This window comes from Flavonifractor sp. An112, from assembly GCF_904377885.1.
In the GTDB taxonomy this organism is placed as follows: Bacteria; Bacillota; Clostridia; order Oscillospirales; family Oscillospiraceae; genus Flavonifractor; species Flavonifractor avicola.
Window position 1 is genome coordinate 1 of the sequence record NZ_CAJFGT010000065.1, and the last position, 14,095, is coordinate 14,095.

13 protein-coding genes are annotated in these 14,095 nt (G+C 61.6%); 3 read left to right on the forward strand and 10 right to left on the reverse strand.

Features of this window, described 5'->3' with window-relative positions:
- A partial coding sequence (locus IHN22_RS09960; protein WP_191435081.1) for an S-layer homology domain-containing protein occupies positions 1–346 on the forward strand: 346 nt, incomplete at its 5' end.
- 298 nt (positions 347–644) lie between these two features.
- On the opposite strand, the gene IHN22_RS09965 is transcribed toward IHN22_RS09960, so the two are convergent.
- Complete coding sequence (locus tag IHN22_RS09965) at positions 645–1,094, reverse strand: hypothetical protein (protein ID WP_087188443.1); 450 nt, start codon at positions 1,092–1,094, stop codon at positions 645–647.
- A gap of 28 nt (positions 1,095–1,122) precedes the next feature.
- Positions 1,123–1,926 carry a DAPG hydrolase family protein gene (locus IHN22_RS09970; RefSeq protein ID WP_191435083.1) on the reverse strand — a complete coding sequence of 268 codons (804 nt, stop codon included), beginning with the start codon at positions 1,924–1,926 and terminating at the stop codon, positions 1,123–1,125.
- Positions 1,927–2,168: 242 nt separating this feature from the next.
- Here IHN22_RS09970 and IHN22_RS09975 point away from each other — a divergent pair, with 242 nt between their 5' ends.
- The gene (locus tag IHN22_RS09975) at positions 2,169–2,747 is read left to right on the forward strand and encodes a TetR/AcrR family transcriptional regulator (protein ID WP_087188445.1); all 579 of its coding nucleotides are present in this window, start codon (positions 2,169–2,171) and stop codon (positions 2,745–2,747) included.
- A 314-nt stretch (positions 2,748–3,061) separates the two neighbouring features.
- Here the strand turns inward: IHN22_RS09975 and IHN22_RS09980 are convergent, their stop codons facing one another.
- From IHN22_RS09980 to IHN22_RS10015, 8 genes are all read right to left on the reverse strand, one after another.
- Positions 3,062–3,901: an epoxyqueuosine reductase gene (locus IHN22_RS09980; RefSeq protein WP_300986314.1), complete on the reverse strand. Its 840-nt coding sequence runs from the start codon at positions 3,899–3,901 to the stop codon at positions 3,062–3,064.
- Positions 3,879–5,405, reverse strand: coding sequence for a Mur ligase family protein (gene murE, locus IHN22_RS09985; RefSeq protein ID WP_191435085.1), 1,527 nt, complete (start codon positions 5,403–5,405; stop codon positions 3,879–3,881). Before murE ends, IHN22_RS09980 begins: the two co-directional genes overlap by 23 nt.
- Positions 5,406–5,457: 52 nt before the next feature.
- Positions 5,458–6,159, reverse strand: coding sequence for an aspartate/glutamate racemase family protein (locus tag IHN22_RS09990; RefSeq protein WP_300986316.1), 702 nt, complete (start codon positions 6,157–6,159; stop codon positions 5,458–5,460).
- Positions 6,159–7,370, reverse strand: a complete 1,212-nt coding sequence (locus IHN22_RS09995) for an ATP-grasp domain-containing protein (RefSeq protein WP_191435086.1) — start codon at positions 7,368–7,370, stop codon at positions 6,159–6,161. The genes IHN22_RS09990 and IHN22_RS09995 overlap by 1 nt, the downstream gene beginning before the upstream one ends.
- Positions 7,357–7,569, reverse strand: a complete 213-nt coding sequence (locus tag IHN22_RS10000; RefSeq protein ID WP_087188449.1) for a hypothetical protein — start codon at positions 7,567–7,569, stop codon at positions 7,357–7,359. The genes IHN22_RS09995 and IHN22_RS10000 overlap by 14 nt, the downstream gene beginning before the upstream one ends.
- A gap of 78 nt (positions 7,570–7,647) precedes the next feature.
- A complete protein-coding gene (locus tag IHN22_RS10005) occupies positions 7,648–9,882 on the reverse strand; it encodes a RelA/SpoT family protein (RefSeq protein WP_191435088.1) in 2,235 nt (744 codons plus the stop codon).
- A 39-nt stretch (positions 9,883–9,921) separates the two neighbouring features.
- Complete coding sequence (gene recJ, locus IHN22_RS10010; RefSeq protein ID WP_191435090.1) at positions 9,922–11,988, reverse strand: single-stranded-DNA-specific exonuclease RecJ; 2,067 nt, start codon at positions 11,986–11,988, stop codon at positions 9,922–9,924.
- A gap of 297 nt (positions 11,989–12,285) precedes the next feature.
- Positions 12,286–13,326, reverse strand: a complete 1,041-nt coding sequence (locus IHN22_RS10015) for a M42 family metallopeptidase (protein WP_191435092.1) — start codon at positions 13,324–13,326, stop codon at positions 12,286–12,288.
- Positions 13,327–13,393: 67 nt separating this feature from the next.
- On the opposite strand from IHN22_RS10015, the gene ybaK reads away from it, so the two are divergent.
- A complete protein-coding gene (gene ybaK, locus IHN22_RS10020) occupies positions 13,394–13,870 on the forward strand; it encodes a Cys-tRNA(Pro) deacylase (protein WP_087268416.1) in 477 nt (158 codons plus the stop codon).
- The last annotated feature ends 225 nt before the right edge of the window (positions 13,871–14,095 follow it).

Here is a 14,095-nt window from a genome sequence, read left to right on the forward strand (position 1 = left end):
CGTGTGGTACACCGACGCTGTGAACTGGGCTGCCTCCAAGGGCATCGTCAAGGGCTACAGCGACACCGTGTTTGCCCCCAACGACACCGTGACCCGCGAGCAGCTGGCTACCATCCTGTACCGCTATGCTGAGAGCAAGGGCTACGATGTGTCCGCCAAGGGCGATCTGACCACCTTCACCGACGGCGCCAAGACCTCCTCCTGGGCCGCTGAGGCCATGGAGTGGGCGGTAGGCTCCAAGCTGCTGTCCGGCAAGGGCGGCAACGTCCTGGATCCCACCGGCACCGCCACCCGCGCGGAAGTGGCGCAGATCTTCATGAACTTTGCGCAGGGTCTGCAGAAGTAAAGATCCATGCCGGCAAGGGCGCGCTGCATCAGCAGCGCGCCCTTGTTGTTGCCAAGAACGTGGTCTGTCCCCCTCTGGACAAGATGTCCACCACTGAAGGAGACCGCTTAACCCTGGGGCATTGGCGATACCATTCAGTCAGACAAGGTGGACCAGGCCGCCCACAGCGGCTGCCCGCCTCCGGTATCGGAGCGGGCAGGCAAGCCGTTCCAACGTCTCCTCCGCCTGCCGGAGGAGCTTTATGGACAAAAGCAGCCCCTCCGTACCGAACGGAGGGGCTGACGGTTATGTATGCAGTTCAGTCCCGGGTGCACAGCGCCTGGGCGCCCTTGATACACAGGGGGAAGAAGATCAGCGCGGTTATATAGGCCACCAGGAAGATAGCGGGCACTTTGGTGATCCAAAAACCAAAGAACCCCGTACCCAGCAGAAAGCCCACTTCACAGAACATCAGGATGGAGCTCATCAGCAGCACCAGCAGCAGCACGATGAAAAAGATCCGCACAAAGTATGCTCCGATACTTTCCATTTTCAGGTGAAAGGCCTTGACAAAGAAATTGCCAAAGGCAGGCAGGTCAATGAGCGTCTCCAGCGTCAGATTCAGGCAGAAACCGTAAACCATACCAACCACCAGGGCGGGAACATTCAGGTTATTGTTGACTGCCAGGTTGAAGATGGTCACCGCCAGGGTAATGAAAAAGGCCAGAAATACATTCATTACTACAGGAAAATCTTTCTTCTTACACATAATTCTTCTCCTTTTCCGTCTGTTCCGCTTACCAGCGGTCTTTCTCTTCGGCGTAGAGGGAGGGCAGGATGGCGGCCAGATGGCCGAATTCCTTCAGATTATGGGCAAACAGGCCCATGGGCACCACCGGGGGCACGCTGACGCCGTCGGGCAGCAGCTTGACCACCTGGCCGTCCACCAGGCCGTAGCCGATCCAGAAGCGGGAACGCAGCTCGATCCCGCCTTCGATCTCCCGGACCATGTGGGTCATGATGGCGGCCACACCCTGGCCGGGTACCGGTCCATGGCCGTTGGCGCACATCATAGTGGCGCAGGCGGGGGTACCAACTTTGGACTCGTCGTATCCCAGCTCATGGGGATAGCGGAAGTTCAGGATCAGCTCGTCGGGACCGCCTCCTATGTCCTCCAATACATGGTGAACGGTGCCCCAAGTTTTTTCCCGCATAGGCACGCTGGGGTCCAGCACCTTGTCCGGATTCTGCTGACGGGCGTAGAAGTGGTCCTCCGGGTCCCAGATGCGGTAGCGCATATCGTTCAGGCCGTGCCAGGCAAACCACCACTCAAACATCTCAGGAGTGACGCCGGGCATCTCAGTGCGGTTGGCCAGATAGCCGGTACCGTTTGGCATCACACAGTAGCCGGTCTCACAGGGCAGATGGCCGGGCAGGAACAAATCGTTGCGATCCTCAATCTTCAGGGCCAGAGAGGGATCAATAGGGCCGCCCTCCAAGATGGCAAGTTTCTCCTGGGGAATGGGAGTAATGGGCAGATCATAGTACTTGGCGTAAGACAGCGCCCGCTCCTCCGGGGTAAGAACAGGTCTTTGGCTCATAACAGCTCCTCCTTTTTCTGTTTGTTCTGTGTGAAAAAGATAGCATAAACTACCTCTATTTATACACATCACACAAAAATCTACCGTACAGTAACTGAACAAACGGAGGCAAAGTGTCCATTCCCCTCCGATTTTTTGTTGCAATTTTATTCTTGGTCAAATATAATAATAATTTAAGCAAAGTACCCCCTATTTTGCAGCAGATCCGCAAACCTTCTTTGATTTCTAATGAGAGGCAGTTGATGGATATGCCCCCCCGCAGGACGCTGAACCGCCAGCGCACTATTCAGGATATTGAATCCGCCTTTCTGGAAATTTACCAGCGGGACGGTATCGACGGCGTAAGCATTGCCGGCATCTGCCAAGTATGCGGTATAGCCCGCTCCACTTTTTACCTTTATTTTGAGGATAAATTTGCAGTATTGCAGGGTGTGGAGGACCGGCTGCTCTCCGCCCTGTGGGAAATCTGCCGTAATCTGCCCGACATCATGGACCACAGCAGCGCCACCGACACCGCCCTGCGCACCATTACGCATATCCGGGAAAACCTAGACTGGTACCGGGTCCTGCTGAGCAACCGCGGAGATCCTATGTTTGTGTACCGCTGGAAAAAAGACATTGTGAAGAGCCTCCGCCGCAAGCTGGAGCAGCGCAACGTCAACGAGCTGGATGCGGTGATCCAGGGCGTGATGTTCTCCTCCGCCCTGATTGGACTATATACCCATATCACCATGGAATGCCCCGATATCCCCGATCAAACCCTGTGCCGCTATATGGACGACCTGCTGGCCCGCAGTCTGAAGCCCATTTCACCCCGATAATAACAATCCCCCGCTCCAGAAGTTCCGGAGCGAGGGGATTTAGTCTATCGATAAAATGTATTTCTGCGATTTTTGCTGCAGGAGCCTCGCAGAGTTCCGCCGTCCGCAGAGGACGGAAATGGGTCAAAATTGTGTTTTCCGGCGGCGTGTACGTCGGAAAACACCCTTCTCAGGCCGCAAGTGTGTGGTCCTTGGGGCCATGCGCGCGGCGGCCTGCATTCCCTCTCAAAAATGCTTGCATTTTTGAGAAGCGTGTCGAAAAACTTCGACACACTGAGTCCCCCCGCTCCGGAACTTCCGGAGCGGGGGGATTGTTACATACTCTTTTTCAATTCCAGGTTGCGCCGCAGGGGCGCGGGCCCCCGCCAGGCAAAGGCCCGGTCACCGTACTTCTCCCGGAAGGTCCGGTTGGTGAGCCCCTCCAGGTCGGCCCGGTCCAGGGCATCCACCAGCCCCTCCCGGAACTCAGGCAGAGGGGACAGGGCGGGATGGGCGTTGTAGGGGCACACCCGCTGGCAGGTGTCGCACCCCCAGATCAGTGGGTGAGCCTGCACCAGCCCCGCCTCCTCCCCGGTCAGCTCCCCCTTCTTCTGGGTCAGCTCGGACAGACAGCGGGACAGGTTCACCCCATCCTCCCCCAGGGCGCCGCCGGGACAGGCGGTCAGGCACTTGCCGCAGCCCACACAGTCGGCGGACGGCGTGCGGGGCGGCAGGTCCAATGCCGCGTCGGTGAGGATAGTGCCCAGGAACACATAGCTGCCGTGGGGGGGCAAAATCACCAGCCCGTTCTTCCCCCGCAGGCCGATACCGCACCGCCAGGCCGCCTGCCGTTCCGGCAGGGGGGAATTGTCGGCAGCGGGCAAAAACGCCCCATTCAAGTATTTTTTTTGCAAAATATCACAAACCGTATTCATTTTTCCGGTGACAACCTGATGATAATCCCGTCCGCGGGCGTAGAGAGACAGGTTGCCAGGCCGGTCCCCGGCGTAGTAGGGGAAGGCGGCCACCAGCACCGTGCGGGGGTTGGGGCACAGCTGTTCCGCCTTTGCGATGGCCTCGGGGGTCATGTCCTCCGCCAGTTCTGAAAACGGCAAGCCGCCCCAGGCGGCGGCGCCCGCGGCGGCAAAAGCCTTATTCAGCATGGTCACGGTCATACTTGTCCAAAGCCTGCCGGGCCAGCACTCCGTCGGGGATACAGGGCTCGGGGCCGTTCTTCCGCTTCTGGGCCTCCTCGCAGCCCTTGCCCGCCAGCAGCACCACAGCGGGACGCTGGGCCTCCAGGATGGCGGCCTCCACAGCCCGCTCCCGGTCGGGGATGACGGTGTAGTCCTTATTCCACCGCTTGAGGAACACGCCGATGTCGGCGCAGATGTCCTCCACTTCTTCAGGACCGGGATCGTCCTCGGTGAGGATGATCCGGTGGGCCCACTCACCGGCGGCGTTGCCCATGCCCTCCCGGCGGTCGATGCCCTTGCCGCCGGTGCACCCGAAGAGTACCGTCAGCTGCCGGTCAGGGTACTCCGCCCGGACGGAGCGCAGAGCGTTCTTCAAACTCATGCCGTTGTGGGAGTAGTCCACAATGACGGAGATCTGGTTGTCGGCGCTGGCATAGTGCTCCATACGTCCGGGGACGAAGGCCTTCTCCAGACCTTCCCTCACCATCTCCTGGGGGATGCCATAGACCTCGGCCACCGCCACGGCGGCCAGGGCGTTCTCCACGTTGAACAGGCCGGGGGTGGAGATGGCCATCTCCCCTTCATACCGGGATGTGCGGACGTGGAAGGCGATCTTGTTCCCCTCCTTGCGGACGTTGGTGCCGTACACCGTGGCGGCCGGGTCCTTCTGCGAGAAGGTGATGACCTGCTCACACCGGGCAGCTGCCTTCGCCACCTCAGCGGCGTGATCGCAGTCCATGGAAATACAGGCAGTTTTCGCCTGCCGGAAAATCAACAGTTTGGATTGGAGATAGTCCTCCAGATCGGGGTGCTCCACCGGGGAGATGTGGTCCTCGCCGATGTTGAGGAACACGGCGCAGGACAGGTCCACCCCGATGACCCTGCCATACTTCAGGGCCTGGGAGGACACCTCCATGGTGAGGTAGTCCGCCCCGGCGGTGACCGCGTTGGACAGGTGGCGCTGGAGGTCCAGAGGCTCCGGGGTGGTCAGCTTGGCAGGCTTGCGCTCCAGGCCGTCGTCGGTGACGATGGTGGAGAGCAGGGCGCTCTCCCGGTGCCCCTGGGCAGCCAGCCAGGTATCCACGATGGACTTGATATAGTAGGCCGTGGTGGTCTTACCCTTGGTGCCGGTAATGCCGGTAATGGTCAGCTTGCCGGAGGGATGGCCATAGGCCAGGTCGGCCAGCAAGCCCATGGCCTGCCGGATATCGGACACCCGCAGGCAGGGCAGGGGCACGTTGGGATAGGGGGTCTCGCTGATATACACGAAGGCCCCCTTGTCCATGGCCTGGCGCAGATAGTCCTCCCTGAACTTGGCCCCCTTGCAGAGAAAGAGGGTGTGGGGGATCACCACCTGGGAGTCGCAGGACACCAGGGCCACCGGGGCGGTCAGGTCGGCGTGGGCCGGCCCCTTGTCGGCCAGCAGGTCATGGCGCAGCAGCAGCTGCACATAGTCGCCCAGAGGGCGGCGGAAATCGGTCATAGTCATTCACCACCAGTAACTTGTAGGGCCGATGTCTCCATCGGCCCATTGCTTATACCATCCGCAGCTTGTAGCCGCAGGCGGTGATACACCGCTGAGCCAGCACGTCCATGGCGTCCAGATAGTGGTCGGGCAGGCCGTGATAGGTGCGGTAGACAGACAGCTCAGTGCAGCCCAGAATAGCGCTGTCGCACCCGGCCTGACGGAGCCAGCGGTCAATGACGGCGAATTTCTCCCGGGAGCCCTTTTCCCCCCGCTTGATCTCGTCGTAGATAATGCTCATCACCAGCTTCTGGATCTCCGCCGGCGGGGAGACAGCCTCAATGCCCCGGGCGGTACACTCCTTCTGGTACACGCCGGTGCGGATGGTGCCGTCGGTGGCCAGGATGCCCACCTTGCGCCGCCCCTCCTCCGCCAGCACTCCCACAGTCTCCCGGGGCATATGGATGAGAGGGATGGAGATATCCCCCTGGAGCCGGTCGGCAAAGTAGTGGGAGGTGTTGCAGGGAATGGACAGCACGGTGCAGCCGCCCCCCTCCAGCAGACGGGCACCCGCCAGCAGCCGCTGGTAGCAGCCCTCCGCATCGCCCCCCAGAATGGCGGCGGTGCGGTCGGGCATGGAGGTGTCGCTCCAGATCAGGGTAGGCAGGTGCTCCTGGTCTTTGGCCGCGTCGGTGCGGTCCAGAATCCGCTGATAAAAGTCCTGGGTGGCCTGGGGCCCCATGCCGCCCAGAATACCAAGGCGTTGTTCCATTATTTCACCTTTTCCATACAAGAGGCATACCAGCCCACATACCGCTTCTGGCCCTTCATAATGCGCAGGGTACGCACCAGGCCGTTGTCCGGCTTGTAGAACAGTGGGTTGACCACGGCGCCCGCCTTCTCCAGGGCCTTCATCTCCTCATGGTACTTGGGATTCACATAGTCGTAGGCCACCTTGGGGGGAATGACCCACCACAGATGGCGGTTTTTGGTAATGGTCAGCTCACAGCTCTTGCCCAGCACCCGGTCCTCCACCAGGTACTTGGCCAGGTTGTAGCCCGCGCCGGTGACATAGTAGTTGGACCGGCCCTGGCGGCAGTTGATCTCAAAGGCCTTGAACTTGCCGTCCCGCTGGTCATACTTGATATCGAAGTTGGAGAAGCCGGTGAAGCGGATGGCCTCCAGGAAGCCTTTCAGCTTCTCGCACAGCTCAGGCTCCGGCTCGGTGATGATAACGGCGTGGTTGCCGATGGCGTGGGCGGTGTGCTCCTCCAGCAGGACGTGGCCCACGCACATCAGGCGCACCTTGCCGTCGGCGCCGGAGTAGTTGGTGACCACCCGCATATAGCTGTCGTCACCGGGAATAAAGTCCTGGATGATGAGGGAGTCCTCATACCCGGCGTTGTAGATGTCGTCGATGACTTGGTCCACCTCTTCCCGGGTCTGGAGGACATAGGCCTTCTTCTGGGTGGGGAAGGGATGCTTCCAGTAGGTGTCCGACTCAGCGGGCTTGACCACAAAGGGGCCCTCAAAAGGCAGGGTAAAGCCGTGGCCCTCCCCCTTGTGGTAGACGTAGGTGGCCGGATGGTCGATGCCGTACTGGTCGCACAGGTCGTAGAACTTCTCCTTGTGGATCAGGGTCTCCAGCATGGACAGGTCCACATAGGGAGCGATGACGTTCTCGGGGTAGTTGGGCAGGTTGGCGGAGATGGAGTTGAGGTAGTTGTCTCCGCAGCCCAGCACCAGGATCTTCTTATCCGGGTGCTCCCGGGCCACCTCGTTGACGTTCTCCAGCACCTTGTCCACCCGGTCGTTGTGCTCCCGCACCCGGTAGTCGATGATCTTGCTGCCGGCGCACACGCTGGCAGGGAACATTCCATACACCACGGAATGTACGCCGTAGGCCTCATGGAAGGCCCGGGCCATGCTGTAGGCGTTGATGTCCGAGCCAAGCAGCACGGGCACAAATTCAGTTGCAGCCATTGTAAAATGCCTCCTGGAAGGTAATTTCATACCAATGTTCGCCCATGGGAATGACCTGGGCGCAATAATGTCCCGCCACATAGGCGGCCTGGGCCTCGGTGAGCCGCAGCTCCCGCCGGAGCAGCTCTCCGCCCGCAAAGCACTGGGAGATCAGCCGGTCCAGGGTCTCGTTTTCTTGCAGTATCTCTCTCTGAATCATCATTCGTTCTCCTCAACAAGAGAAAAGGCAGTGGTCGTACCGCAGGGGCGACTCTTGTGGCCGCCCCCAGATTATTTTTTATCCTGCGGCGCGTTTCACCTGGTACACACCCTGGATCTGACCCAGCTTGTTGATGACGGCGGTAAGCTCGGTGTGGTTCTTGACCTCCAGCACAATGCTGACGGTGGCGTAGCCGTCGGGCATGGACCGGGCGGACAGGCTGGTGGTCTTGGCCTTCATGGTGGACAGGGCCATGGCCACATCCAGAGTCAGGCCGTCCCGATCCTTGGCGGCGATCTCCAGGGAGGTACGGTAGGTAGCCAGCTCCCCGGTGGCCCAGGATACCTTGATCCAGCGGCCCTCCTCCTCCGGCTTGCGCTTCTCGGGGGCGGCGTTGGGGCAGTCCGCCCGGTGGACGGAGACGCCGAAGCCCCGGGTAATAAAGCCCACCACCGGGTCGCCGGGCACGGGGGTGCAGCACTTGGCGAACTTCACCAGGCAGTTGTCGATGCCCTCCACGATGATGCCGCTCTGGTCGTGCTTGCCGGTCTTAACGGGCACGGTGGGCTGATTGCTGGTGGCGGGATAAATGGTGTCCTGCTGCTGGGCCGTCTTTTCGGCGGCGGCCGCCTGCTCGGCGTGGAGTCGGTTGAGCCGGGTCATCTCGTCCTTGACCCGCACCACTGCCTTCTGGGCGGACATACCGCCGTAGCCGATGGCGGCGTACAACTCATCCAGGGTGCCGAAGCGCACCTTCTTCAAAATAAAGGGCAGCACGTCCTCAGCCGTGATGGCCGCCAGAGACAGGCCCACGTGCTTGAGCTCCGACTCGAAGGAGGCCCGGCCGGTGGCGATGTTCTCCTCCCGCCGCTCCTTCTTGAACCACTGACGGATCTTGTTGCGGGCCTCGTTGGACTTGCAGATCTTCATCCAGTCCCGGCTGGGGCCGTGGGCCGACTTGGAGGTGATGACCTCCACGATGTCGCCGTTTTTCAGGGGGGTGTCGAAGGTGACCATGCGGCCGTTGACCTTGGCCCCCGTCATGTGGTTGCCCACGGCGGAGTGGATGTTGTAGGCAAAGTCGATGGGGGTGGCCCCGGCGGGCAGGTTGATCACGTCACCCCGGGGGGTGAACACGAACACCTCGTCGGAGAACAGGTCCACCCGCATGGTGCGGACAAACTCCTCGGCGTCTACGTCCTGCTGGCTCTCCAGCAGCTTGCGCACCCACTCAAAGGCCTCCTCGGTGCCCAGCTTGGTGTTGGCCATGCCCTGCTTGTACTTCCAGTGGGCGGCGATGCCGTATTCGGCGGTATGGTGCATCTCCCAGGTGCGGATCTGCACCTCGAAGGGGATGCCGTCCCGGCCAATGACGGTGGTATGAAGGGACTGATAGCCATTGGGCTTGGGCGTGCCGATGTAGTCCTTGAACCGGCCCAGCACCGGGTTGAAGAGATCGTGAATGACGCCCAGCACATTGTAGCACTCCGGGATGTCATCTACAATGACCCGGAAGGCATAGAGATCAAAAATCTCATCCATGGTCTTGTTCTGGGTATACATCTTCCGGTAGATGGAATAGGCGTGCTTCACCCGGCCGTAGATGGTGCAGTGGATGCCCTCGGCGTCCAGCCGCTCCTGAATGCGCCGCTGGACGGTAGCCAAAAACTCCTCGTGGGCGGCAGAGCGGGCGGCCAGCTCGTCGGAGATCTCCTTGTAGCCCACCGGGTCCAGGTAGCGCAGGGAGGTGTCCTCCAGCTCCCACTTGATGCGCTGCATGCCCAGGCGGTGGGCGATGGGGGCGTAGATCTCCATGGTCTCCAGGGCCTTCTCCTTCTGCTTCCTGGGAGACTGGTATTCCATGGTGCGCATATTGTGGAGCCGGTCGCAGATTTTAATCAGGATCACCCGGATGTCCTTGGCCATGGCCATGAGCATCTTCCGCAGGTTCTCCATCTGCTCCTCTTCCTTGGAGGTATACTGCACCCGGGTCAGCTTGGTAACGCCCTCCACCAGGTCGGCCACCACCGTGCCGAAGAGCTTGGCGATCTCCTCGTGGGTGGAACCGGTGTCCTCGATACAGTCGTGGAGCAGGGCGGCGATGATGGAGTCGGTGTCCAGCTCCAGCTCGGCCACGATCTCGGCCACCGCCAGGGGATGGGTGATATAGGGCGATCCGTCCTTACGCAGCTGCCCGGAGTGGGCATTGTCCGCATAGGTGAACGCGCTGAACAGGCGCTGGGTATCCAGTGCCGGATTATAGGTTTTAATCTTGTCCTCAAGAGCCTGATAACGCTCCAGGATGGGGTCCATACAGGGCACCTCCTGTCGAAATAAAAATGAAAGGGAAATTTATCCGCTCATGCCCCGCAGCCGGCGCATGATCCAGCTGTCATCCAGATCCACCTTGCCCTCCACCGTCCGCAGGGCGATGTGGAGGTGATCGGTGGTGTGCTCCAGCTGGATCAGTCCCCGCTCGTCAAAGACCTCCAGACATACCAGAGTACGCATGACGGTCTCCCGCCGTCCGGCGGAGCGGGCGATGTTGCGGGCCAACCGGTGGGCGGTCTCCTCCAGAGGAGACTGTCCGGCATGGCCCTTCAAATAGCGCCAGAGAACCACAAACTCCTCTCTGGTGGGCAGCAGGGCGGCCGCCTCCCGGCGGGTCAGTTCCTCGCCCCGGCGGAATTTTTCAAAAAGGGCCCGCTCGGCCTGGGCCCGGGTCAGGGCGGGGCGCAGGTCGCACACCTGGAACTGGACCGAGCGCCACCCCCGGTACTCATTGACCTGGGGGGTAAAGGCCACATCCACCCGGTCTCCCTGGGCCACCCCCATCTCGGCGGCGGTGGCGGAGAAGAAGATGGCGTCAAAGCTGCGGCCGCCGGAGGCCAGCTTCAGCTTCAGATGCCGGCCGCCCCCCACCTCGCTGAGGGCGGTGATGAGGCAGCCCGACAGGGAGAACACCGGCTTGTGGTTGCCCGAGCCATAGGGCTCCAGCAGGTCCAGGCCCTCCACCCCCTCCAGGGTAAGGATACCCACATCGTCCACCGGACAATCCACATCCAGGGTGGACACCATCTCGGCGCCCCCGGTACACTGGCGGACATAATCGTTCATGGCGGCGGTAAAGGCGGGGATGTTCTCCTCCAGAATGGTAAAGCCCGCCGCCAGCTCATGGCCGCCGAAGCCCTCCAGCAGGGGGGCGCAGTGCTCCAGGGCGGCAAACAGGTTGAAGCCGCCGAAGGACCGGCAGGAGCCTTTGCCCTTGCCGTCCTGGAGGCAGATCATAAAGGCGGGGCAGGAGTATTTCTCCGCCAGGCGGGAGGCCACAATGCCCACCACTCCCTGGTGCCAGTGGTCGCCGGCCAGCACCAGAGCATAGCGCTCCTCCGGCGGCAGGGCCTCGGCCAGCTCCTGGCACTCGGCGGAGATCTGGGCCTCGATGGTCTGCCGCTCCCGGTTTAGCTCGCACAGCTGGATAGCCAGTTCCTCTCCCCGGGCGGGATCGGCGGTGAGCAGCAGCTCAGCGGCCAGGGAGGCGCACCCCATCCGGCCCGAGGCGTTGAGCCGCGGGGCCAGGGTGTAGCCGATGGCCACCGAATTGAGGGGCCGCTCCTCCAGGCCCGCCTGCCGCAGCAGGGCCTTCAGGCCGGGGCGGCCGGTGTGGCGCAGGGCCTCCAGCCCCAGGCGCACAATGGTGCGGTTCTCCCCGGTGAGGCTCATCACGTCGGCCACCGTACCGATGGCCGCCAGATCGGCGTACCGGTTCAGCAGTTCCTCCTGCCGGGGCTTCCCACCCAGGGCCAGCACCAGCTTGAGGGCCACCCCCACGCCGGCCAGACACTTAAACGGATAGGGGCAGTCGGTCTGGTGGGGGTCCACCACCGCCAGGGCGGCGGGCAGTTCCTCCTTGCACTCGTGGTGGTCGGTGATTACCAGGTCCATGCCCAGACGGGCGGCGTGGCGGGCCTCCTCCACGGCGGTAATGCCGCAGTCTACCGTCACCACCAGACTGACCCCCGCCTGGTGGAGGGTATCCAGGGCGTCGGTATTCAGGCCGTAGCCCTCCTCCATCCGGTCGGGGATGTAGGGGATCACATCTCCCCCCTCCCGCCGGAGGAAATCGGTAAGCAGGCTGGTGGAGGTGATGCCGTCCACGTCGTAGTCGCCGTAGACCGCAATGGTCTCTCCATCCGCCAGGGCACGGGCCACCCGGGCGGCGGCCCTGTCCATGTGCTTCATCAGCAGGGGGTCCTGAAGCTGACCCCGTCCCGCGTCCAGAAAGGCACGGGCCTTCTCCGGGGTATCCATCCCCCGGGCGCACAGGGTCATGGCCGCCAGAGTGGGCAGTCCCGCCCGCTCCAGAGCAGCCACCGCGGCCGGATCGCTGGCCGCCTGATTCCATTGTTTGTATTTCATGGGCGGCCACCGTCCTTTCCCATTAAAATTACCCTTTATTATAACAAATGCCTTTCCCTGTGACAAGGCCTTGGAAAAAAACGGCGGGCGGCCTATAAGGCCGCCCGCCTGTTTTCTCAGCCCAGCTCCAGATACAGGCTCACCAAATCGATCGTAGCCTTCATCCCATCAAAATGGGTCCGCCCCCCACGGGACTACAGTCCCGCGGGGACCCCGTTTCTTTTCATTTATCGCCCGGCAGAAGTGAATTCCGCCGGGCTCCCGCCTTCGGCGGAGATGGAGCGGACTTTTTCTTTTTTAGCCCAGTTCCAGGTACAGGCTCACCAAATCGATCGTAGCCTTCATGCCGTCGAAGTGGGTCCGCTCCATACCGTGGGAGGCGTGGACACCGGGACCGATGAGGGCGCCCTTGGCGTCCATGCCGGTCTTCCAGGCCACCGCCACGTCAGAGCCGTAGTGGGGATAGATATCCACCGCGTAATCCACACCGTTGGCCTTGGCCAGCTCCACCAGACGGCTCACCATCTCATAGTCGTAGGGACCGTTGCTGTCCTTGGCGCAGATAGACACCTGATACTCGGTGCAGCTCAGATCGTCGCCTACGCAGCCCATATCCACCGCCAGCAGCTCATCCACCTGAGGCAGAGTGGCGCCGCCGTGGCCCACCTCCTCATGGACGGTGAAGCACACGTCGGTGTCGTAGCGGGGGCGCACCTTGGCAAAGTGCATCAGCCGCAGCAGGGTGAGCAGGATAGCGGCGCTGCCCTTGTCGTCGATGAACCGGGACTTGAGGAAGCCGCTCTCGGTGACGGTGGTCTTGGGATCAAAGCACACATAGTCCCCGGCGCAGATGCCCAGAGCCTCTACGTCCTCCTTGCTCTTCACCTTCTCGTCAATGCGTACCGCCAGTTCCTTCTCCTCCCGGGGCCGGGTGGCGGCGTCATCATAGACGTGGACCGCGGGGGACAGGGACAGGATGGTACCGGTGTACACCTTGCCGTCCCGGGTGTAGATACGGCAGTACTCGCCGTCCAGGGTGGGCAGGATGGGGCCGCCCACCTTGGTGATCTTCAGCATACCGTCGGCGGTGATGGAGCGCACCATCAGGCCCAGGGTATCCACATGGGCGCACAGGCCAATCCTCTTGCCCTTCTCCCGGCCGGGCACCGACACGATCAGGTTGCCCTTGTTGGTGCGCCGGGTAGTATAGCCGTGGTCCTGGGCGATCTGCTCCGCCTCCCGCACCACGTTCTGGGTAAATCCGCTGGGGCTGTCGATAGCCAGCAGCCGCTTGGCAATGTCCATCATGATGCCCTGACAATTTTGTGTATCCAGCATTTGCGTCCGCTCCTTGATTGTAGTATGATGTCCTTATCTTATACCAAACCACGGGAGCGATGCAACCATGTCCGAAGAAAAGACCAACGTAATGCGGGTACTGGATCAGAAGAAGGTACCCTATACCCCCCACCACTACGCCCACCCCGACGGGGCGGTGGATGGCGCCAGCGTGGCCGCCCTCATCGATAAGGACCCGGCCAGCGTGTGCAAGACTCTGGTGACCCAGGGGGCCAGCAAGAAATATTATGTGTTCGTCATCCCGGTGCTGAAGGAGCTGGACCTGAAGGCCGCCGCCAAGGCGGTGGGCGAGAAATCCATCGAGATGATCAAGCAGGCCCAGCTGCTCCCCCTCACCGGCTACGTCCACGGGGGCTGCTCCCCGGTGGGCATGAAGAAGCAGTTCCCCACCGTCTTTGACCAGAGTGTGGAGGGTCTGGACACCATCACCGTCAGCGCCGGTAAGATCGGCGCCCAGGTGGAGGTGGCCCCGGCGGCTCTGGCGGTCCTGGTGCGGGGCCGGTTTGCTCCGGTGGCGAAATAAAACTTTATGCGCCAAGAGTATACCACGAAAACAAGCAAAGGCTGTGGCGCATGAAGTTTATGCGCATATGGGCCGTCCCGGCCCATGCGCTTTGATTTCATGGCCGTGCCGCTGAAAGCGGCCCATGGGCCTGTTGCAAAATAGCTGTTTTGCACAAACCTGTCATTGCGAGCCAGTGCGCACACTGGCGTGGCAATCCGTTTCCCCGGCAAAAGGGACGGATTC